Genomic DNA, 21,214 nt, shown 5'->3' on the forward strand with positions numbered 1-21,214 from the left:
CCGGCACGTCCGCGCGGCGCGGAGGCGAGCGGGGTCAGTGCAGCGGGTCGTGGGTGCCGTGCGGGACGTCGGGACGGCATCGGCGTACCCGGTCCGCGGCCATCCGGCCACCCACCGCCAGCCCGTACCGCTCCACCGCGGCGAGCCCGTACGCGCTGCACGTCGGCGTGTAGCGGCAGGTCGCCGGCCAGCGGTGCGACAGCCAGCGCCGGTAACCGAGGATGGCGGCCCGGCCGGCCCGGTCCACGGCGGGCCGCCGGACGACGCCCGCGGTCACCGAGCCGAGGGTGAGCAGCATCGAGAAGAGGCCCAGGTCGCAGCAGCCCGGCCCGTCGCAGGTGGGCACGTCGCAGTTGCACCAGTCCCGGCTCTTCTTTTTCTTGTGGTGCCGCTTCCGGAAGATCACCACGCCATGATGCGACACGCCCGCCACTGTCGATGAGGCGACCGGACCGGGTCCGGTGTGATCGGGTCGGTGGGCGGCGGGGAACCTAGCGTCGAAGGCGTCACCAGGAGGGAAGACCGGGTGCTGGATCGGCTCAACGCCGCGCTGGACCACCTCGAACAGCGGCTCGACCAGCCGCTCGACGTGGCCGCGCTGGCCCGGATCGCGGGCGTGTCGGAGCACCACTTCGGCCGACTGTTCTCGGCGCTGGCCGGGCTGCCGCTGTCGGAGTACGTGCGCCGACGCCGGATGACGCTTGCGGGCGCCGACGTGCTCGCCGGCCGGGAGTCGCTGCTCGCCGTGGCGGTCCGCTGGGGGTACGGCTCGAACGAGGCGTTCGCCCGCGCGTTCCGGGCCGTGCACGGCGTCGGGCCGACGCAGGCCCGGCAGGCCGGTGCGGTGCTGCGGTCCCAGCCCCGGATGTCCTTCCGGCTCGTCGTCGAAGGGAACACCAGCATGGACTACCGGATCGTGACCAAGGACGCCTTCCGGCTCGCCGGGTTGACGGCGCGGGTGCCGCTCGTGCACGAGGGGATGAACCCGCACATCGTGGCGTTCGTCAGGGGCATCGACCCGGCTACCGTCCGCCGCATCGAGGCGCTGTCCGACCAGGAGCCGCACGGGATCGTCAACGTCAGCGCCGAGCTGGCCGGTTCCCGGGACGAGGGCACCGAGCTGGACTACTGGTACGCGGCGGTCACCGGCGCGGACGTGCCGGACGACCTGCGCAGTCTGCCGGTCGAGGCCGGCGAGTGGGCGGTGTTCTCCAGTTCCGGGGCGTTCCCGGTGGCGGTGCAGCACCTGTGGCGGGCCGTGTTCACGTCGTGGTTCCCGTCCAACCCGTACGAGACCCGCCCGGGGCCGGAGATCTCGCGGGTGCGGGTCGCGGAGGACGGCGGCACCGCCGACGCGGAGCTGTGGATCCCGGTCCGCCGCATCTAGGGTCGCGCCACCGCCGCCGCTCGCGCCAGCGCGGCCGGCACGTCGTGCACGTGGTACGGATGCTCGCCCGGCTCGATCGCGGCGAGGAACATCGCGTACACGGCGGCCAGCCGCAGCGGTGCGACCGGCCGGAGCAGGTCGACGGCCCGGTGCGGGTCGCTGCCGGGCACGTCGGCCCGCCACCGTCGCGCCCACGCGTCGACCAGCCGGGCGGCGGCGTCCGCGTCGACGTCCTCGGTGAGACGCAGGATGTCGAAGGCGGGGTGGCCGACGAACGAGTCCGCCCAGTCGATCACCACCCGCCGCCGCCCGTCGCCGCGGACGTTGCCGGGGTGCAGGTCGCCGTGCACGAGCGTGTCCGGCAGGCCGCAGCCGGCGACCTGCCGGAGCCGCCGGTCGAGCCCGTCGAGCAGGCCGGCTGCGGCCGACACGTCGTGCCCGGCGAGCCGTTCCCGGATCCAGTCCGCCAGCCGCGCCCCGCGCAGGTCCGGCACCCCCGCCGCGACCAGCTCGCCGACGATCCCGCACGCCCGCCGCTGCACCGGGTGATGTCCGGCCGCGACGGCGGCCCGCTCGCCCTCCCCGGCCCCGTACCGGTCCTCCCCCGGCACGTCGTCCAGCAGCATCCGCCCCTCCCCGTCGGCGGCGAGCACCACCGGCACGCCGATCAGGGAGTCCGTGTCACCGGGAAGACCGGCCACCGAGGGGAGCCGGCCGAGGACCTCGGGCTCGTGGCGGGCGAAGGACGGTAGCTGCTTCAGCCACGCCGGGCCCTGGTCGGTGTCCAGGCGCCAGATGGCGGAGAGGTTCCAGGTGCGCTGCTGCGCCACCGCCGTCACCCGGCGGCAGCGCCGGCTCAACTCGCCGGTCGCCCACGCGACGCTGCGAGCCGGACCGCCGGCGTCCGCCCACGGCTGGCGCAGCGGGTGCGGCGCGAGGTCCACGGCCGCCGGTTCCAGGGGTACGGCCGGCGCGTCGACTGTTTGCGCCAGGTAGCGGACGTGGCCGCCGGGAGGCGCGGAACGGTCGGCGTCGAGCAGCCGCAGCACTGTCACCTCCAGACCGTGGCGCTGCCGGACCGTGTCGACGATCGAGTGGACCTCCTGCCACCACGGCTCCGGCACGTCGAACGGCGGCAGCGCGCCGAGCGGACGGCCGACGGCGTCGAGCAGGACCAGCGAGACGGTGCGGGACACGGCCGGACGGTATCCGGGCACCCCTACGGGAGGCGAGCGGATTGATCCGGGTCAGGTTCGGGACCGCTCCCCGATGTCCCGGGCACGGGCGCCCGGAACGCTGAGGCGATGAGCCTCCTCGATTCCCGCACACGTCCCACGCACCAGTGGCTACGCCCGGTCGCCGTGGCGTCTGCGGTGCTGCTGCTCGGCTACGGCCTGCTGCGCCTGCTCGACCGCCTGGACGGGCACAGCGACAAGGGCGCCTGGGCCTGGAACACCGGGCACACGCTGTTCCTGCTCGGCGTCCTCGGCTTCGCCGCGCTGATCGTCGGGCTGCACGGCCTGCTGCGTACCCGGTCGTCGCGGTTGCGGACGCTCGACGACGTGGCCGCGCCGGCCGGCCTGGTCGGCGCCGCCGCCTTCGTCTGGGTGATCCTCGGTGACCTGTTCCCGCGCTTCGCCGACGCGGTGCCCACGCCCGGCCTTGTGCTGTACGGCGGACCGCTGCTGTTCGAGGTGGGCCTGCTGGTGCTGCTGTACCGGGCGGCGGCGGCCCGGCTGCTGCCGGTGTGGGCGCCGGTGCTGGTGCTGGCCGGGTTCCTGGCGATCGCGGTGAACCTGAACCTGCTGCCCGTGGGCGCCGCGCTGGTGCTGGCCGGGCTGCTGCCGCTGCGCGTCACGCCCCGCCCGGTGGCCTGACCGGCGTCACCGCCAGACGGTCCGGCGGAACCCCTTGTGACCGGCGCACACGTCGCGCTGGCCGCCGGTGCGGCTGATCGAGCCGTCGCGGCACTGCACCAGCCAGCCGCGGTCGGACCAGAACCCGGGTACGCACTCGAACCAGTCGCACACCCCGGCAGCCGGCCGGCGGATGCGCTGGCCGTCGCAGAAGTCGTACCCGAAGGGGTTCGCCGGTGCGCCGCAGCGACGCTCGACCGGCGGCTGCGGCGTGCCGCGCGGCGGTGCGGGACGGACGCGGGACGGCTCGGGGCTCGTGCTGGGCCGGACCTGGACGGCGGGCGCGACGTGCGGCGGCGCGGGCGTGCCGGTGGCCCCCGGGGTCGCGGCGGCGGCGCGCTCCGAGCCGGCCCGGGTGGGCGGGTTGGACTCGATGAGCATCGCCGGCACGATCAGCGCGAGCGCCGCGCCGACCGCCACCGTCCGCCGGCCGCCGGGCACCAGCGCGGTGACGCGGGCCTGGGCGGGGGTGAGCACTGCGGGGCGTTCCGGCCGCGCCGCGGTGTGCTCCGCGATCAGCTCGTCCAGCTCGGCCACGACTGCGGCGCGCTGCTCGATCGCGTCGGCGAACGCCAGCGTGAGCGTGAACCGGAAGTCGGCCGCCGCGCCGGTGGGCAGCAGCAACCCGGAGGTACGCCGCCGGTCCAGCACCTGGATCAGGGTGACCGGCGCGCCGGGGTCGTGGGACAGGCCGGTCATCCGGCCGTACGCCCAGTCGCGCCGGCCGCGTCCGCCGAGCAGGACCAGGCGCCGGTTGGTGAGCACGGCGAGCCCGGCGTCGACCACCTTGACGCCCTCGGGGCGGCGGGGGCGCAGCGCGGGCGGGTCGGGGTCGACTGTCAGTTCGGGGGCGGGCAGCACGGCTGTGTGCCGGACCTCGACCAGTTGCGCGGCCGGGAGTGTCCAGAAGACCACCTCGCCGGGGGCCAGCTCCATCGGCAGGCCGACGCCCGCCTGAGCCGAGCCGTGGAAGGACACCGCGAGGGTACGCAGGCGGCGCAGCTCGTCGTCGCGGCGTCGCCACGCCTCGTCGGCGGCGCGGAAGGCCCGCTGACGCCGCTCGTTCTGCCGGTGCGCCCACCGGTACCGCCATGTGGAACCCGTCGAATCAGTCTTCGTCACGCCGACTCCTCCGCCGCGCGAGCCCACCAATCGGGGTGTCATTCATGTCAACTGTGCGGCAGGGGTACGAAGACACGCGAAAGTCGCCAATTAGACCGATCGGCTGATTGACCTACACAATCGGCGGAAACTCCCGCGTCGATTCACGTTCCGTGCCACCGGCTCCCGGCGGTCCCGCTTCGTCATGCGCGCGCGTGGACACGTCGGTAACGTCAGCCGCAACGGCGGGGCGGAGCGCGGCCCCCGGGCGGCGAGGAGGTGCACCGGTGGGCGACCCGGCCATGGTGGTGGGAGTGGACATCGGCACCACCAGTTCCAAGGCCGTCGCGTTCGACACCACCGGCCGGCAACTGGCCAGCCACTCGATCGGCTACCCCCTGGAGGAGCCGAACCCGGGCTGGGCCGAGCAGGACCCGGACCTCATCCACGAAGCCGTGATCGGCGTGATCCGCGCGGTGGTGGACGAGCTGCGCGTACCGGTTGCGGGCCTGTCGTTCAGCACCGCCATGCACAGCCTGATCGGGCTGGACGCCGACGGCACCCCGCTGACCCCGTCGATCACCTGGGCCGACTCCCGCGCGAGCGCGCAGGCCGAACGCCTGCGGGCCGCGCCCTCCGGGCTCGCCCTGCACCGGCGCACCGGCACCCCGGTCCACCCGATGGCGCCGCTGCCCAAGCTGGTCTGGTTCGCCGAGCAGGAACCGAAGCTGCACGAGCGGGTCGCGCACTGGGTCGGCATCAAGGACCTCGTACTGCGGCGGCTCGCCGACGCGCTCGTCACCGACCACTCGGTCGCGTCCGCCACCGGCCTGATGGACATCCACCGGCTGGCCTGGGACACCGAGGCGCTCCGCCTGGCCGGCATCACCGAGGAGCAGCTCCCCCAGCTCGTACCCACCACCCACGTGCTGCCGGGGCTCACCCCCGAGGCGGCCCGCGCCACCGGGCTGCCTGTGGACACCCCGCTCGTGGTGGGCGCCGGCGACGGGCCACTGGCGAACCTCGGGCTCGGCGCGGTACGCCCCGGCGTGGTGGCCTGCTCGATCGGCACCAGCGGCGCGATGCGGGTGATGGTGGAACGCCCCGGCGTGGACCCGCTCGGCGGCGTGTTCTGCTACGCGCTCACCGAGGACCGCTGGGTGGTCGGCGGCGCCATCAACAACGGCGGCATCGTCCTCCAGTGGGCGAACGACGCGCTCGCCCCCGAGCTGGGCGAGCACGCCGAGGAGGAGCTGCTCGACCTGGCCGCCACGGCGCCGGTCGGCTCCGGCGGGCTGATCATGCTGCCGTACCTGCTCAGCGAACGGGCGCCGCACTGGAGCGCGCTGCCCCGCGGCGCGTACGTCGGGCTGACCCACGGCCACGGCCGGGCGCACCTGGTCCGGGCCGCGCTGGAGGGCGTCTGCCAGCAGCTCGCCCTGGTCCTCGCCTCGGTCCGGGCCGCCGGGAACGAGGTACGCGAGGTCCGCGCCAGCGGCGGGTTCGCCCGCAGCGCGCTGTGGCGGCAGATCCTCGCCGACGCGCTCGGCATGCCGGTGCGGTTCCCCGCCGGGCACGAGGGGTCCGGCTTCGGCGCGGCGCTGCTCGGCATGCAGGCGCTCGGCCTGATCGAATCGATCGAGGTCGCCGCCGATCTGGTCCGGATCGAGGAGACGGTCCGCCCGGATCCCGCCTCCGCCGCCACGTACGCCGCACTGCTCCCTCTCTTCTCCGAGCTGTACGACGCCCTCGTACCCACGTTCGCGTCCCTGCGGCGGATGGCCCCGAGCCTTCCGCCGGAACCACCACCCACCGCACCACCCCGCTGACCGACCGAAGGGCGTGATAGCCGTGGTCACACTGCTCGCCGCACCCGCGGAACCGCTCACGAACGCCGGTGACACCCAGCTCGTCCTCGCGGCCCTGCTGGGCATCGCCGCGGTGGTGCTGCTCATCGCGTGGGGCAAGGTGCACCCGTTCCTCGCGCTGATCCTCGGCGCGGCGGTCCTCGGCGTGGTCGCCGCCGTACCCGTCGACAAGATCGTCACCTCGTTCAGCGGCGGCGTCGGCTCCACTGTGGGCGGCGTGGGCCTGCTGATCGCGCTCGGCGCGATGATCGGCGGCCTGCTGGCCGAGTCCGGCGGGGCGGACGGCATCGTGGAGCGGGTGGTCGGCCGGGTCTCCGGGACCGCGCTGCCCTGGGCGATGGCCGGTGTGGCCGCGCTCATCGGCCTGCCGCTGTTCTTCGAGGTCGGCGTGGTGCTGCTGGTGCCGATCGTGCTGCTGGTCTCGCTGCGGGTGAACGTGCCGCTGATGAAGATCGGCATTCCCGCGCTCGCCGGCCTGTCGGTGCTGCACGGCCTGGTGCCGCCACACCCCGGGCCGCTGGTCGCGATCGACGCGCTCGGCGCCAACCTCGGTCAGACGCTCGCCCTGGGCCTGCTGGTGGCGATCCCCACGGTGATCATCGCCGGCCCGGTCTTCGGCAACTTCATCGCCCGGTACGTGCCGGCCACCGCACCGGCCGAGCTGCTGCCGACCCGGCGCGACGCGGCCGTCGACCGCAGCCCGACCCGGCCCGGTGACGGCCGGCTCGACGCCGACGGCGACCTGGTCACCGCGGACGACCTGGTCAACCCGGGCACCGGACGGCCCGGCGGCGCGATCGACGAGCCGGTCGGGCGGCGCTCGCGCCGGTCCCCGGCGCTCTGGGCGGCTGTGGTGACGGTGCTGCTGCCGGTGGTGCTGATGCTGCTGCGGGCGGTCGGCGAGCTGACGCTCGGCGAGGACACCGCCGGCCGCAAGGCGCTGGACATCGTCGGTACCCCGATCATCGCCCTGCTGGCAGGCGTCATCTTCGCCATGATCTTCCTGGGCTACCGGTCCGGCTTCAGCCGTACCCAGGTCTCCGGTTTCCTCGGCGGCTCGCTGCCGCCGATCGCCGGCATCCTGCTGATCGTCGCCGCCGGTGGCGGCTTCAAGCAGGTACTCGTCGACGCCGGCGTGGGCGACCTGGTCGCGAACGCCGCCGACGGTGCGAACCTCTCGCCGCTGCTGCTCGGCTGGCTGGTAGCGGTCGGCATCCGGGTCGCCACCGGCTCGGCCACCGTCGCCACCATCACCGCCGCCGGCATCGTCGCACCGCTGGCCGCCACGCTTCAGGGCCCCGAGGTGGCGTTGCTGGCGCTGGCCATCGGCTGCGGGTCGCTGTTCTTCTCCCACGTCAACGACGCCGGCTTCTGGCTGGTGAAGGAGTACTTCGGGTTGACAGTCGGGCAGACCATCAAGAGCTGGTCGGTGATGGAGACCATCATCTCGGTGGTCGGCTTCCTCGGCGTCCTGCTTCTCGACGTCTTCATCTAGCGACGGTCAGGGAGCCTCGACGCCGGAGATGCGGAACTTGTGCACCTCGGCCCCGAGGATCTCCGTCACCTGCTCGGCCTCCGGTCCGGAGCCCCGGAACGCCAGCAACTGCTCGTCGGACTCCCACCGCTCGTAGACGTTGATCCGGCCCGGCTCGACCAGGTCGGCGCTGACCGCGAAGTCGACGCAGCCGGGCGCGTCCCGGGCCGCGCGGACGGCGGCCTCGCAGGACGCCAGGTAGGCGTCCCGCCGGGCCGGATCGACGTAGAGGGTGCCGGCGACGATGAGCATGCCGGCCATCCTGCCACCCGCTCCCGGTCAGGACCGGGTGATCGCGTTGGCGTGGATCGCCTCGTTCAGGTACGCGGCCATCCCGGGCCGCAGCGTCTCGAAGTACGCGGTGAACCGCGGATCCGCCACGTACATGTCGGCCAGGCCGGTGTGGATCTCGTACGAGCAGTCGTACCACCACTTGGTGATGAGCTGCCGGTGCTCCTCGGCCAGCGCCATCGCCTCCGGGCCGTCAGCCGGCGCGCCCGAGTCCATCAGCGCGACGAACCGCCGCCCCCAGTCCTCGTTCTCCGCCTTGTTGCGCAGCCAGTCCTCCTTCGAGTAGCGGCCCGCGCGCTCCTGCGACTGCCGGTACGCCTCGGTGCCGCCCCAGCGCTGCTCCGCCTCCTCGGCGTGCTCGTCCGGGTCGAAGTCACCGAACACCTCGAACCGCTCCTCCGGCGTCAACTGGATCCCCAACGTCCTCGCCTCCATCGCGTGTTCGATCGCCGCGACCATCTCCTGGAGCTTCCCGATCCGCCCGGACAGCAGCTCGTGCTGCCGACGCAGGTGCGCCACCGGGTCGGCGTCCGGATCGTCCAGGATCTCGACGATCTCCTCCAGCGGGAACCCCAGCTCGCGGTAGTACCGGATGAGCTGCAACCGGTCCAGGTCGGCCTCGTCGTAGCGGCGGTAGCCCGCAGGCGTGCGCCCGCTGGGCCGCAGCAGCCCGATCTCGTCGTAGTGGTGCAGCGTCCGGACCGTCACCCGGGCCGCCCGCGCCACCTGTCCCACCGTGTACGGCATGGTTCCCTCCCTTCCGCGACCAAGACTCCCGCCTCCCGCTGCGTGAGGGTCAAGCCGGACAGCACGACGCCCCGACCAGGATCGGCCGGGGGCGTCGTCGGTGCGGTCAGTTGGTGACCTTCTCCTTCTCGGGAGCGGCGAAGGTCGCGTTGGCCGGGGTGCGGAAGGCGTGCACCAGACCGGCGATCGAGAGCAGCAGGAGCAGACCCGCGCCGAGGTACAGGGCCAGGGCGCCCTGCTCGGCCTTGCGGCCGAACTCGCTGAAGCCGTACGAGGTGAGCAGCAGGCCGCGCAGCGTCTCGCCCTTGAACACGGTCTCCCGCTGAGCGCTCACCTCGGCGAGCTGCTTCTGGAGGTCGGCCAGGTTGGCGGCGTTGCTCTGCTCGGCCTGGGCCACCTGCGCCCGCAGCGCGCTCTGCGGCTCGCCCAGGTCGGCGTAGGTCTTGCCACCGGCCATGTTCTTCAGGTGCAGGCCGATGTACTCGTTGGCGTAGCACTCGGCCTGCTTGCCGGTGGTCATCTTCTGGCCGGCGTACTCGCGCAGGCAGTCCGACTTCTTCTCCTCGTCGGACAGCTTGTCCGCCGGGGTGAAGGTGATGTGCTGCGCGCCGAGCTGGTCGCGTACGTAGTCGTTGGCGAAGTTGGCGTTCGTCGTCAGGACGACGCCGACGACGAGCAGCAGGACCGCCAGGCCCAGCCCACCGATGCTGAACAGCAGATCGAGCGTCCGTCGCTTCATATCAAACTCCCGTGTGGAGGGTGTGTTCGTCTTGTTGACGAGAACCATCATGGCGGTGCCGGACCGCCGGTGAGCAGGGTCGAATCCCCTGTCCCGTCCGGGACCTTCGGCCCCCGTCGACCCGGGCCGGTCAGCGCTCGGCGCCGGCCCCGGACAACGCGGGGAGCAGGTCCGGCAGGGCGGCCGGACGGCCGTACCGCCAGCCCTGGCCCTGCCGGCAGCCGATCGCGGTGACCGCCGCGTGCTGCGCGACAGTCTCCACACCCTCGGCCACCACGGCCAGGTCGAACGCGCCGGCCAGCCGGTTCACCATCTCGACGGTGGCGTACGCGCGGGCGTCGCCGGCGTCCAGCCGGGACACGAACGACCTGTCGATCTTCAGCTCGGTGGCCGGGATACGGTGCAGGTAGCTCAGCGAGGAGTACCCGGTGCCGAAGTCGTCGATGGCGATGCGGATGCCGAGGTCGCGCAGCTGGGACAGCCGGTCGAGCACCGACTCGCTGCCCTCGATCAGCGCCGACTCGGTCAGCTCCAGGGTGAGCGCGCGGGGCGGCAGGCCGGCCGCGCCGACCGCGCCGGTGACAGTCGCGATCAGGTCCGGCCGGCACAGGTGGGCGGCGGCGATGTTCACCGCCACAGTCACGTCCGGCGCGTGCTCGCGCCAGGTGGCCGCGGCCCGGCACGCCTCGTGGATGACCCACCTGTCGATGGCCACGATCAGCCCGGTCTCCTCGGCCAGCGGCAGGAACCGCGCCGGGGTCAGCACACCCAGCCGGGGATGCCGCCAGCGCACCAGCGCCTCGGCGCTGCGTACCGTGCCGGTGTCCAGGTCGACGATGGGCTGGAACTCCATCAGCAACTGGCCCTCGTCCACCGCGCGGCGCAGGTCGGCGATCAGTTCGGCCCGGCTGACCGCCGACTCGCGCAGCTCCGGCGTGCACGTCCGGTACGCGGCCTTGCCTGCCGCCTTCGCCGCGTACATGGCGATGTCGGCGTCCCGGAGCAGGTCGGTGTGCGAGGTGTGCTGCGGCCCGTACTCGGCGATGCCGATGCTCGCCGACGGGTGGACGCCCAGATCCTCCTCGCCGGGCAGCGGTTCCAGGGCTGCCAGCAGCCGGACCGCGAGCCCTTCGGGTGACACCGGGCGCTCCCCTGCGACGAGCACTGCGAACTCGTCGCCGCCGAGACGGGCGATCATCCCGTCCGGGCCGACCGCGTCCCGCATCCGCTCCGCGGTGGTGGTCAACAGCCGGTCCCCGGCGGCGTGCCCGAACCTGTCGTTCACCTGCTTGAAGCCGTCCAGGTCGAGCAGCACCACGGCGACCGGCCCACCCCCGCGCAACGCCCGCCGCAGCCGCCGGACGAACGTCAGCCGGTTGGGCAGGCCGGTGAGCTGGTCGGAGTACGCGAGCCGGCGCAGCCGACCGACCAGCCGCAGGTTCTCGTTCGCGGCCAGCCCCTGGCGCAGCGCCAGCACCCCGAGCAGGCCCATCATGCCGACGAAGACGACCTGCGGGGTCTGCCCGCTGGGTTGCCGTGACAGCAGGACCGCGACGATCGCACCGCCCACCGGCAGGTACGGCAGCGCGACCCGCCACCACGGCGGCAGCGGCGAGTCGACAACGTCGTCCTCGCCCTCCCCGTCGTTCGGCGGCGGATAGCGGGTGGCCAGGCCGACCAGCAGGTAGCTCAGCGGCCAGCAGACGTCGACCGGGTGCCCCGGCGTGTAGTCGCCGCGCGCGACCAGGGAGACGTAGACGGCGTCCGCGCCGGACCGGATCGCCAGGCCCGCACCGATCACCGTGAGCGCCCGCCACATCGGCCGGCCCGGACCGGCGACCGCCACGAGGATGGTGAGCTGCATCAGGTCGAACATCGGGTAGAGCAGCCCGAACGTCCGCATCGGGTCGGCCAGCTCGGCGTCGGTGATCCGGTGGAACACCACCACCCAGCCGATCGGGATGAGGGCCAGCCCGACGATGACCCCGTCGAGCAGGGTGCGGGCCCGGCCGATCACGCTGCGCGGGCCGGTGCGGGAGCAGAGCAGCGCGGCGGTGCCCGTGACGATGCCGGCGGCGAACAGGCCCCCCACCAGCGGCGTGTGGGGCAGGCCGAGCCCGCCGAGCCGTTCCACCGTCCACACCGCACGGCCGAGCGCGGCGAGGGCCATGGTGGCGGCGAGCAGTTCCCAGAACCGGCGCAACACGGCCGGCTGACGTCGCGCCGCGCCGGCGCAGAGCACTGCCGCCCAGCTCGACACCGCCATCGCGCCGAGGTCGCTCACCAGCGCCGCGCCCGGCAGACGGGCGGCCAGCCAGGCCATCTCCCCGAGTACGACGACAGCGGCCGCGACAAGTCCGACACGGCCGACGAGCGGATGACGGGCCGGCGCCGCCACGGCGAGGCTCACGTCGTGCTGGGATACAACGATGCGCTCCGGCTCTCTTCCAGACGTGCACCCTCGACGACGAGGACCGGACGACGGACGGCGCAAGCCTAGCCAGCGCCGGGGACTGCCGCCAGAGTCGACGACTGTCGGTCAGCGGACCGCAGGCGGGTGCCGGTAGAGGGAGACCAGCACGCCGTAGCGCGGCTGCCCCGGCGGCGCCTCCTCGGCCTCGCCGACCAGTTCGTCCAGCGTGGATCGCAGGCGCCGGGCCTGGGCCGGCGTGAGCCGCAGGTGTCGCAGGTGCACGAGCGGGTCGGGGTCACCGGCGAGTTCCTCGGCGTACGCCCCGAGCAGCGCGGCGGTGGCGCCCGCGTCGGTGTCGGCGCCGACGAGCCGGCGGAACGTGCGTTCGTGGTAGCGCTCGGTGCCGCCCCGGACCTGACGGCTGTGCGCCGGGCGGACCATGCCGGCCTCGGTCAGCACCGCGAGATGGTGGGCCACTGTGCCCTTCGCCGCGCCGAGACGGGCGGCGAGCTGGCTGAGCGTGGCGGGACCGGCTCCGAGCGCGAACAGCAGCCGGTGCCGGAACGGGTGGGCCAGCGCCTTGAACTGGGCCGGGTCGCGGATCTCCAGCGGATCGTCGGTCACCGCGAAAGCGTCTAGTTCTCTTGACGCTTTGTCAACCGGCTGCTCTACTTCTCCCCCACCGCGAGAACGGGGACTCGATGGATCCGGACCAGATCACCGCCATCGTCGAACGGGCCGCCGCCCTGGTGACCGACGAGTACGTCCTGCCCGACGTCGCCGACCGGGTCGCCGGCCACCTGCGCGAGCGCCTGCGCGCCGGGGCGTACGCCGGTGCGGGCGACCCCGCCACGCTCGGCGCGCTCGTCACCGCCGACCTCCAGTCGGCGAACCGCGACCTGCACCTGCGGCTCAAGCACCACGACCAGCCGCTGTCCGACGAGGCCGACGACCCGACCGGGGAACACTTCGCGCGCCTCGCCGCGCTCGGCATGGGCGGCGTGACCCGGGTGCAACGGCTGCCGGGAAACGTCGGGCTACTGGAGATCCAGCCGTACGTGTTCCCGCCCGACCTGGCCGGCGACGCGCTGACCGCCGCGCTGCGGCTGCTCGCCGGCACCGACGCGCTCCTGCTCGACCTGCGCCGCACCGAGGGCGGCAGCCCGGACGGGGTGGCGCTGCTCTGCGGCTGGTTCTTCGCCGAGCCCACGCACCTGCACACCATGCACGAGCGCTCCGGCGTCACCCGCCAGTTCTTCAGCGCCGCCTGGCTGCCGGTCCCCCGCTACGCGCCGGAGAAGCCGGTCCACGTGCTCACCGGTCCGGCGACCTTCTCCGGCGGCGAGGAACTGGCGTACGACCTTCAGCAGTTCGGCCGGGCCACAGTGGTCGGTGAGCCCACCCGGGGCGGCGCGCATCCCCGCGTCGGGCACCGGCTGCACCCGCACCTGGAACTGACGGTGCCGGTGGCCCGGCCCGTGCACGCGGCGAGCGGCACCAACTGGGAGGGCTGCGGCGTCACCCCGGACCTGGCGAGCCCGGCCGACGGGGCGCGCGACGTCGCGTACCGCCGGAGCCTGGAGGCGCTGCTCGCGGCGGACCCGGACCGGCCGACGGCGGCCGAGGCGCGGACGGCTCTCGCCGCCCTGGGCTGAGCCGCGCGGGTCAGGACCAGTCCTCCGCCGGGGCCGGGTCCTGCGGCGCGACGGCCGTGCCGGGCGGCCCGCCGTGCGTCCACGGCGTCTCCTCCGGCGCCGGGAACGCGCCGCCCGGCAGGAAGCCGTCGGACAAGCTGGTCAGGCAGATCCGCTCGCCCACCTCGGGCACGCTGCCGGGAGGCGCGGTAAGCCCCCGGCCCATCCCGCCGGACAGTTCCAGCACCACCTCGGTCTTGCCGTCGGCGCCGGGCGTCACGAACACGACCTTCGCCTTCTGGGCCGGGCGGGAAGGGGAGTACAGCGTCGCGCCCACCGGCATCGGCACCGGCTCGGTGGTGACCACCTGGATGCGCGGGCGCAGCACCGGCCGCTTGCCGGAGTCGTCCACCCGCGCCGGGTCGGCGAGCGTCACCTCGCCGACGAACGCCTCCCCGGACAGCCGGTGCTCGGCCATCACCAGCGGATCGTCGTAGGCGCGCTGCACCGCCCACGCTGTCGACGCCCGTTCCAGCCGCTGCAACCGCAGCGCCGCCGCCACCGCGCCGTCGCGCCGCGGCTGCGGGCCGCCCCCGGCGTCGACGTGCTCGGCGTGCGCGGTGAACGCGTCCCGGTCACCGGCCCACCGGCCCGCCACCCGCGCGCCGACCGGCAGCGCCCGCAACAGCCCGACGCCGCGCCACATCAGCTCCCAGGTGGGCGCGAGCTGGTCGCGCAGCAGGCCGGCGAGCTCGTCGTACGCGGCCGCGCGGGCCGCCGGGTCGTCCTCGGCACGGGTGTACGCCTCGATCGCCGGGGCGAGCCGGCGGTTGTCGAAGTCCGGGTCGGTGGCCGGGCCGGCCGGCGGGCAGTGCGCCGGGTCCTCGGCACGGGCCGCCGCCTCGGCGCCGGTCAGCCCGGCCGGCGGGTCGAGCCAGCCCAGCACCGCCGGCAGGTGCAGGTCCTCCACCACGCTCTGCCCGGTCGCCCAGTGCAACGTCAGCGCCTCGGTGAGCGCCAGCAACGCCGACGATCCGGGCTGCTCGGCGCGCTCGGCGAAGAACGTCAGCCAGCGGCCGAGCAGCGGCACCGACTGGTGCACCGGATAGTCGCCGTCGGTACGGCGGAACCGGGTGGAACGGCCGAACAGCCGCAGGAACGTGATCCCGGCCGGGTTCGGCACCAGCAGTTGCGGCGCGTCGACGTACCGGTGGCGGACGTCGCGGCCCCGGTCCACCGGCACCGCCTCGGTCAGGTCGCGGAACTCGTCCAGGTACGGCAGCACGATCGCGGCCAGCTCGGCGGCGAACGCGAACCGCTGGTCCCGGTTGCGCGGCTGCGGTACCACGAGCAGCCGGGCCTCGTCGGGCGCGGCGCCGACCATCGCTGCGAGCGGGGCGTTCGCCTCACCGGCCAGCGCGAGCGGCACCAGCACCAGCGGCCGGTCGGACAGGTGCAGGTGGCGGACCGTGGCGACCGGCTGGGCCCGCCCGGTGGCGACCGCCTGGGCCCGGGCGAGTGCGCGGAGCGTACTCACGCGGGGTGTCCGGCGAGGGCGTCGGCGCGCAGGCGCGCGGCGGCCCGCAGCAGCGCGGCGGCCTCCGCCTGCTCCGGCTCGGGCGCGGTTACGCCCTCGGCGAGCGCCAGCACGTCGGCGACGTCCTCGACGCCGCCCAGCGCCTCACGGACCGGCCGGCCCAGCGCGCCGGTCTGCCCGCGCGCCTCGTGCCGGCAGAAGTACGCCAGCTCGCAGGCGGCCAGGCAGTCGGGTGCATAGCGAGCGGGCACCTGGTGCAGCGCGGCGGCGAGCGTGGCCGGATCGGCCGCCGGGTCGACCGTGAACCCGGCCGGTACGGCGGCGAGCAACTCCTCGACCCGGGCCATCCGGGCCAGTTGGCGGCGCAGCACCAGCAGTTGCCGGCGCACGTCGAGCAGGCTGGCCACCGGCTGGTTGGCGAAGTCGCGCGGGCAGACCAGCACCACCTCGTGCGACACCAGCTCCGGGTCGCGTCCCTCGGCGGCGAGCAGCTCGCGCAGCGCCAGCACGTAGACGGCGGACTGGATCGCGGCGGCGGCGACCTTGCCCGGGTCGGCCTGCCCGTCGATCACCGGGAACGACTTGATCTCCACGACGTGGAACCGGCCGGCCAGCCGCGCGGCGACCAGGTCCGGTTCCAGGTGCACCCGGGTGCCGGCCACGTCCAGGCCGAACAGCGGGTGGTCGAACAGCGCCGGGCCGTCGCCGCTCGCGGTCAGCGCCGCCCGGGACCGTTCCGGCCGGTCGTCGTCGGCGCCGAGGTCGGTCCAGGTCGCGGCCTCCGGCACCGGTACGCCGAGCCGCTCCGCGACCAGGCGCAGCAGTTCCGCCCCGCCGTCGGCCTTGACCTGCGCCTCGAACGCGTTGCCCCGGGTGATCGCGAAACCGGACTGCCCGAACCGGGCCGGGAAGCCGAGCTGCTCGGCGAGCGCCGGCTTGTCCGCGCCCGCGCTGTCCAGCACGGCGCGGCGGGTGCAGCCGGGGTTGCCGGTCAGCGCGGCGACGGTACGGGCGTTGTGCCGCCGGGGCGGCCCACCACCCCGGATCTGCGCCAGCCGCTCCTCCATCCGATGAAGTGTAAGGAAGGGCCCCTTGTTAACGCCTCCGGTAGAGGAAGGGCCCCTTCTTAACACGGCGGTCAGATCTCCCTCAGGCGTCGCCACCCCCAGCCCCGCTCCCAGTCGTTGACCGGCCAGGGCACCGGCACGGTACGGCGATGGAATTCCCGGCCGAGGGGCTCGACGACGCACAGCAGGTCGGCTCGGGCCGTCGGCGGCCGGTGCAGCACTGAGCGAGCAGCTCGCGATGGTTCTCCGGTTCGATACCGGGGTCGGGCCACCCCGTCAGCGGTCGGCGGAGCGGTTCCAGGGCGAGCGCGGGGACTGCGCTCCCGCCACCGGACGACGCCGGCGGCGGTGCCGGCGCCCGGGCGTGCAGGGTGGACGGGCAGCGGTGTGCACCGGCGGGGCGATCGGTGTGGCAGGCTGCCGGCCGATCAGCCAGCAGAGGAAGCGGGTCACTGGTCAGCCGACCGGGAGGCGCTCGGCCTCGGCGCGGGAGATGTCGTACTGGGCGCCGCAGAACGTGCACTGCTGCCCGTACCGGGTGCGCAGCGGGATCAGCGGGATGAAGAAGAGGCTGAACTTGGTGACCCGGCGGGTGATCACCTGGGCGGCCTGGTTGCCGCAGTTGCGGCAGACAGCGGTGACGACGCCGGACCGGACGACCTTGGTCCGCAGCCCGAAGATGAAGAACATCGCCCGGCATTACCCAGCCAGCGCCCGTGTTAAAAGGGGCCCCCTCCTCTACCGGAGGCGTTAAGAGGGGGCCCTTCCTTACAGCCAGATGGGCTTCCAGTCCGGCACCTCGTGGAAGCGTCGCAGCTCGGCGAACCCGGAGACGATGCCGGTCCAGGCGCCGTACGGCGGGTTGCCCTCGTCGAAGCCGGACTGCACGAACGTCAGCTTCGTCCGGCCCTCGGACTCGTCCAGCTCCCAGGAGGTCACGCCGGTCGGTCCCCAGTCGATGGACAGCGCCCGCCCCGGCGTCACGTCGAACACCTTCGCGGCCTCACCGGCGTCGAAGCCGCCCATCGCGTACCGGCCGCCCTCCCAGGGCTCGATGCCGATCGGGTAGCCGAACCAGGCGCCGGCCTGCTCGGAGTCGGTGAGTGACGTCCACACCTTGTCCATCGGGGCGTCGATCAGCAGTTCGCCGCGCAGGTCGGCGGAGGTGAAGTCGGTACGCGGCAGCAGCGGCCGGCCGTCGAGGTGGTCGTTGAGGTTGGCGATCGCCAGGTACCAGAACGTCTGGAGCACGCCCCGGATGCTGCTGCCGCTCATCGCCTCCTCGAAGCTGAAGTGGCTCTGCCGCAGCGTGAGTACGGTGGCGTCGCCGTCGGGCTCCAGCTCGAACTCGGTGGTGGTCTCCACCCCGTCGAGCGTCCACGCGAAGCGCAGCGTCCGGTCGTCGGCGTGCAGCAGCCGCTGGTGTGGCGCGTCGCCCTCGGGCGTGTAGCGGCCCCAGAACTCGTACCGCCGGGGCAGCTCGACCTCGGCGTGCTCGGCCAGCCAGACGCGCAGCTCGGCGGCGTCGGTCAGGGCCCGGCGGACGGTCGCCACCGGGGCGGCGAGGCGGGCGCGGATGATCATCGGCTCAGTCATGCGTGTCGCCTTTCGGGTAGCAGGCCACGGCGAGCTTGAAGGCGTCTCCCTCGGCGCCGCCGTAGCGCGTGAACAGGTTCTGCAGCGTCGTCTGCAGGTCGTGCAGGAACTCCTGCCGCCGCTCGGCGGGCACCCGGATCTCGCCGGAGACGCCGATGGACGGCAGTTCGGGGGCGGTGCGGTCGAGCGCCGCGATGTCGGCCTGGACCTCCTCCATGAGGTCGAGCAGGTAGCCCAGGCTCAGCTCGTCGCGGGCCCGGCGGGTGCCGCCGATGCGGCCGACCAGGCGGGGCGAGAGCCAGTACGACCGGGCGACGGCCTGGTAGATGCCCTCGGTGATGCCGCGCACCTGCCGCTGCGCCACCTGCTCGGCCAGCCCGGCCGCGACGAGCTGCTTGACGTGGTAGTAGACGCGCTGCGGCGTCTGCTCCAGCCGGGCCGCGACCTCGGTGCAGGTGCGGGGCTCGGCGAGTTGCCGCAGCACCTCGATGCGCTGCGGCTTGAGCAGGACTTCGGCCTGCTCGCGCTGTTCCAGGTACAGGACGTCTCTCATGGCAAAATCAGTTTGTACGTACAAAACTTCTTTGTCAATGGCTTCGACGAAAGGCCGCGCGGTCCGCGCGGCCTTTCGTCGGTGCGTCGCGTCAGGGCGTCCAGTCCGGACGCAGCGGGTACCCGTTCACCCCTTCCGGGCCGTTGTGCGTGGCGAGCACGTGGTGCAACTGGATGCCGTTGCGCTCGAACGCCAGCCGGGAGCCGGCCATGTAGAGCCCCCACACCTTCGCGGTGCCCGGCCCGACCTCGCCGACGCAGAAGTCCCAGTGCTCGACCAGGTTGCGGCACCAGCCGGCGAGCGTCAGCGCGTAGTGCTGACGCAGGTTCTCCTCGTGGTGCACCTCGAACCCGGCGTCGTGGATCTCGCTGATCAGCCGGCCCGGACCGGCCAGCTCACCGTCCGGGAAGACGTACCTGTCGATGAACGCGCCGGAGCGGTGCGGCGCCCGGTTGTCGGCCCGGGTGATGCAGTGGTTCAGCAGCCGCCCGCCGGGCTTGAGCCGGGAGCGCAGCGCGCCGAAGTAGGCCGGGTAGTTGCGCACCCCGATGTGCTCGGTCAGGCCGATCGAGGAGATCGCGTCGAACTGCTCGCGCGGCGCGTCCCGGTAGTCCAGGTGACGCACCTCGGCCAGCTCGCTCAGCCCCTCCCGCTCGATCGCGGCGCGCGCCCAGTCGGCCTGCGCCTTCGACAGCGTCACACCGAGCGCCTTGACGCCGTACTCGCGGGCCGCGTGCCGGACCATGCCGCCCCAGCCGCAGCCGACGTCCAGCAGCCGCATCCCCGGCTTGAGCGCCAGCTTGCCGGCGACCAGGTCGTACTTGTTCCGCTGCGCCTCCTCCAGGGTGTCGCCGGGGCTGCGGAACACCGCGCAGGTGTACGTCATGGACGGCCCGAGCACCTTCTCGTAGAAGGCGTTCGACACGTCGTAGTGGTGCGAGATCGCGGTGCTGTCCCGGGTCCGCGAGTGACGCAGGCCGGTCATCAGCCGCCGCCAGCGCGGCGCCGCCTCCTGCGGCGGGGGCGGCGGCGGGCGCAGCCGTTCCCAGCCCAGGCCCCGGACCAGCGTGAGCGCCTCGCTCATCGCCGGGATCCGCAGCGGCACCTCGTCCTTGATCACCCGCAGCGCCTCGTACGGGTCGCCCGGGTGCACGCCCTCCAGCGCCAGGTCGCCGCTGACGTAGGCCCGGGCCATGCCCAGGTCGCCCGGCGCGGTGAGCAGGTAGGACAGGCCCCGCTCGGTGCGGATCGCCAGGGTGATCCCGGCGTCGGCCGGGCCCACCTCGCTGCCGTCGTAGCCGGTGACCCGGACGGGCAGGTCGCCGGTGGTGACCGCGCGGACCACGTCCGCGGCTGTGGGTCCGGTACGCCGCCCGCCCGCCGGCGGGCCGGCCGGGGCGCTCGCCGCCCCCGGTGTTCGGTCGGTCAGACTCATGCTCGGGATACCGCCTTCTCGTACAGTCCGGTGAGTCGGTGGTCCGGGTCGTAGCGGTCCTTCACGGCACGCCAGGTGTCCCCGCCGTAGAGGCGGTCGAACTCCCCCCGGTCGTAGTACGCGTCGGAGTAGAGCGACTTGTGACCGCCCACCTCCGACACCATGCGCTCGATCTGGCGGTTGACGTCGCCGTCGGCGGCGCCCGCCGCGATGGCGACGCTTCCCCAGAAGCCGATGTTCACATACGTTTCGCCCGGTCGGAGCGGATATAGCGGCCACGCCTTCGCCGACCCGGGACCGGACGGTTCCCGCAGCCGCAGCGGGCACAGCCACACCGGCGTCATCCCCACGTTCGCGGCGAACCAGCGCAGGAACTCGGGCGTGCGGTCCAGCGGGACCTCCACGTCCTGCACCACCCGCTCCCGGGCCGGGCGACCCCGCCACCTGTCGACCCGGGCGGCCACCTGGTGCCGGTGCTCCAGCCGCACGATCCGGTGGTAGACGTCGCTGCGCCGGTAGCGCCGCGGCCACAGCCGCCGCACCACCGGGTGCTGCACCCCGAACGCCGCCGAACACCAGAACCAGTCGGTGTCCCAGCGCCAGAGATAGTCGTACGCGGTGAGCGTGTCCCGGGTGCGCCGGCGCAGCGAGCGGTAGTAGATCTCCTGGCCGGTGTAATCGGACGGGCCGTCGTCGGCCTCGTCGGTGAACGTGCCGAGCACGAGGTACGCCTCGCCGGGGCTGAACACCACCCCGTCCATGGCGTCGACCGGCTCACCGCCCCAGGCGCCCTTGGCGACCACCTCGCCGATCGCGTCGACCAGCTCCTCCAGCCGGGTGAACCGGATGTTGCGCAGTGACACGTACCGGCGGATCGGTTGCAGCTCGATGCGCAGCCGGGTCGCGTAGCCGAGGCTGCCGAGCGAGTTGGGGAAGGCGCGGTGCAGGTCGGCGTGCTCGCCCCGGGGCCGGGTCGTGACGATCTCCCCCGCGCCGGTGAGGACGTCCATCTCCAGCACCGACTCGTGCGGCAGGCCGTTGCGGAAGGAGGTGGACTCGATGCCCAGCCCGGTCACCGCCCCGCCCAGCGTGATGGTGCGCAACTGCGGCACGACCAGCGGCATCAGGCCGTGCGGCAGCGTCGCGTCGACCAGATCCTCGTAGGTGCACATGCCCTGCACGTCGGCGGTGCGGGCCGCCGGGTCCACGGCGAGCACCCCGGTCAGGCCGCTCACGTCCAGGCCGGGCGTACGCGGCGCGGAGCGGGGCCGGAACAGGTTCGAGGTCTGCTTGGCCAGCCGTACGGGTTCCCCGGCGGGCACCGCGGCGTAGGAGCGCCGCAGCGTGTCCACCGCCCGTTCATGATCACGGACAGCGTGCATGAGATCACCTTACG

The 21,214-nt window shown here is 73.7% G+C and carries 20 protein-coding genes; 5 read left to right on the forward strand and 15 right to left on the reverse strand.

The features are described from left to right. Nucleotides 1-34 precede the first annotated feature (34 nt). Nucleotides 35-406 carry a membrane protein insertion efficiency factor YidD gene (gene yidD / locus BFV98_RS13995; protein ID WP_225319755.1) on the reverse strand — a complete coding sequence of 124 codons (372 nt, stop codon included), beginning with the start codon at nucleotides 404-406 and terminating at the stop codon, nucleotides 35-37. 120 nt (nucleotides 407-526) lie between these two features. Between yidD and BFV98_RS14000 the strand changes: the two genes are divergently transcribed. Beyond that, nucleotides 527-1,387, forward strand: a complete 861-nt coding sequence (locus tag BFV98_RS14000; protein WP_030273003.1) for an AraC family transcriptional regulator — start codon at nucleotides 527-529, stop codon at nucleotides 1,385-1,387. On the opposite strand, the gene BFV98_RS14005 is transcribed toward BFV98_RS14000, so the two are convergent. Continuing rightward, nucleotides 1,384-2,583, reverse strand: coding sequence for a phosphotransferase family protein (locus tag BFV98_RS14005; RefSeq protein ID WP_071096606.1), 1,200 nt, complete (start codon nucleotides 2,581-2,583; stop codon nucleotides 1,384-1,386). The two genes, BFV98_RS14000 and BFV98_RS14005, sit on opposite strands and share 4 nt — an antisense overlap. A 108-nt stretch (nucleotides 2,584-2,691) precedes the next feature. Here BFV98_RS14005 and BFV98_RS14010 point away from each other — a divergent pair, with 108 nt between their 5' ends. Further along, nucleotides 2,692-3,264: a hypothetical protein gene (locus BFV98_RS14010; protein WP_013474161.1), complete on the forward strand. Its 573-nt coding sequence runs from the start codon at nucleotides 2,692-2,694 to the stop codon at nucleotides 3,262-3,264. Nucleotides 3,265-3,270: 6 nt separating this feature from the next. On the opposite strand, the gene BFV98_RS14015 is transcribed toward BFV98_RS14010, so the two are convergent. Further along, a complete protein-coding gene (locus BFV98_RS14015; protein ID WP_013284270.1) occupies nucleotides 3,271-4,425 on the reverse strand; it encodes a hypothetical protein in 1,155 nt (384 codons plus the stop codon). Between the two features lie 266 nt (nucleotides 4,426-4,691). On the opposite strand from BFV98_RS14015, the gene BFV98_RS14020 reads away from it, so the two are divergent. Both BFV98_RS14020 and BFV98_RS14025 read left to right on the forward strand, forming a co-directional pair. After that, nucleotides 4,692-6,233, forward strand: coding sequence for a gluconokinase (locus BFV98_RS14020; RefSeq protein WP_071096608.1), 1,542 nt, complete (start codon nucleotides 4,692-4,694; stop codon nucleotides 6,231-6,233). Nucleotides 6,234-6,255: 22 nt separating this feature from the next. Then, nucleotides 6,256-7,767 carry an SLC13 family permease gene (locus BFV98_RS14025; protein ID WP_071096610.1) on the forward strand — a complete coding sequence of 504 codons (1,512 nt, stop codon included), beginning with the start codon at nucleotides 6,256-6,258 and terminating at the stop codon, nucleotides 7,765-7,767. A gap of 6 nt (nucleotides 7,768-7,773) precedes the next feature. On the opposite strand, the gene BFV98_RS14030 is transcribed toward BFV98_RS14025, so the two are convergent. The 5 genes from BFV98_RS14030 to BFV98_RS14050 form a co-directional block, all read right to left on the reverse strand. Then, entirely contained in the window at nucleotides 7,774-8,058 is a 285-nt protein-coding gene (locus tag BFV98_RS14030; RefSeq protein ID WP_013474158.1) for a putative quinol monooxygenase, read from the reverse strand. Nucleotides 8,059-8,085: 27 nt separating this feature from the next. Then, nucleotides 8,086-8,844 carry a MerR family transcriptional regulator gene (locus BFV98_RS14035; protein ID WP_071096612.1) on the reverse strand — a complete coding sequence of 253 codons (759 nt, stop codon included), beginning with the start codon at nucleotides 8,842-8,844 and terminating at the stop codon, nucleotides 8,086-8,088. A 106-nt stretch (nucleotides 8,845-8,950) separates the two neighbouring features. Continuing rightward, nucleotides 8,951-9,583 (reverse strand): hypothetical protein, encoded by a 633-nt coding sequence (locus tag BFV98_RS14040; protein WP_071096614.1) that lies wholly within the window; start codon nucleotides 9,581-9,583, stop codon nucleotides 8,951-8,953. A 130-nt stretch (nucleotides 9,584-9,713) separates the two neighbouring features. After that, entirely contained in the window at nucleotides 9,714-11,993 is a 2,280-nt protein-coding gene (locus BFV98_RS14045; protein WP_225319768.1) for a bifunctional diguanylate cyclase/phosphodiesterase, read from the reverse strand. A 129-nt stretch (nucleotides 11,994-12,122) separates the two neighbouring features. Continuing rightward, entirely contained in the window at nucleotides 12,123-12,620 is a 498-nt protein-coding gene (locus BFV98_RS14050) for a transcriptional regulator (protein ID WP_013284263.1), read from the reverse strand. A 77-nt stretch (nucleotides 12,621-12,697) separates the two neighbouring features. Here BFV98_RS14050 and BFV98_RS14055 point away from each other — a divergent pair, with 77 nt between their 5' ends. Continuing rightward, nucleotides 12,698-13,651 carry a S41 family peptidase gene (locus BFV98_RS14055; RefSeq protein WP_071096616.1) on the forward strand — a complete coding sequence of 318 codons (954 nt, stop codon included), beginning with the start codon at nucleotides 12,698-12,700 and terminating at the stop codon, nucleotides 13,649-13,651. A 10-nt stretch (nucleotides 13,652-13,661) separates the two neighbouring features. Here BFV98_RS14055 and BFV98_RS14060 read toward each other — a convergent pair whose 3' ends face one another. The 7 genes from BFV98_RS14060 to BFV98_RS14090 form a co-directional block, all read right to left on the reverse strand. Further along, complete coding sequence (locus BFV98_RS14060; RefSeq protein WP_071096618.1) at nucleotides 13,662-15,167, reverse strand: hypothetical protein; 1,506 nt, start codon at nucleotides 15,165-15,167, stop codon at nucleotides 13,662-13,664. After that, nucleotides 15,164-16,234 (reverse strand): hypothetical protein, encoded by a 1,071-nt coding sequence (locus BFV98_RS14065; protein WP_071096620.1) that lies wholly within the window; start codon nucleotides 16,232-16,234, stop codon nucleotides 15,164-15,166. Before BFV98_RS14065 ends, BFV98_RS14060 begins: the two co-directional genes overlap by 4 nt. A gap of 456 nt (nucleotides 16,235-16,690) precedes the next feature. Then, nucleotides 16,691-16,924, reverse strand: a complete 234-nt coding sequence (locus BFV98_RS14070; RefSeq protein ID WP_013284259.1) for a zinc-ribbon domain-containing protein — start codon at nucleotides 16,922-16,924, stop codon at nucleotides 16,691-16,693. Between the two features lie 78 nt (nucleotides 16,925-17,002). Then, nucleotides 17,003-17,830, reverse strand: a complete 828-nt coding sequence (locus tag BFV98_RS14075) for an SRPBCC family protein (protein WP_013284258.1) — start codon at nucleotides 17,828-17,830, stop codon at nucleotides 17,003-17,005. Further along, the gene (locus BFV98_RS14080) at nucleotides 17,823-18,383 is read right to left on the reverse strand and encodes a helix-turn-helix domain-containing protein (RefSeq protein WP_071096622.1); all 561 of its coding nucleotides are present in this window, start codon (nucleotides 18,381-18,383) and stop codon (nucleotides 17,823-17,825) included. The genes BFV98_RS14075 and BFV98_RS14080 overlap by 8 nt, the downstream gene beginning before the upstream one ends. A gap of 91 nt (nucleotides 18,384-18,474) precedes the next feature. Further along, nucleotides 18,475-19,818 carry a class I SAM-dependent methyltransferase gene (locus BFV98_RS14085; RefSeq protein WP_071096624.1) on the reverse strand — a complete coding sequence of 448 codons (1,344 nt, stop codon included), beginning with the start codon at nucleotides 19,816-19,818 and terminating at the stop codon, nucleotides 18,475-18,477. Continuing rightward, on the reverse strand, nucleotides 19,815-21,200 hold the full coding sequence (locus BFV98_RS14090) for an FAD-binding oxidoreductase (protein ID WP_071096626.1): 1,386 nt from the start codon (nucleotides 21,198-21,200) through the stop codon (nucleotides 19,815-19,817). The genes BFV98_RS14085 and BFV98_RS14090 overlap by 4 nt, the downstream gene beginning before the upstream one ends. Nucleotides 21,201-21,214 lie beyond the last annotated feature (14 nt).

It is taken from the genome of Micromonospora sp. WMMB235 (genome assembly GCF_001855515.1).
GTDB lineage: Bacteria > Actinomycetota > Actinomycetes > Mycobacteriales > Micromonosporaceae > Micromonospora > Micromonospora aurantiaca.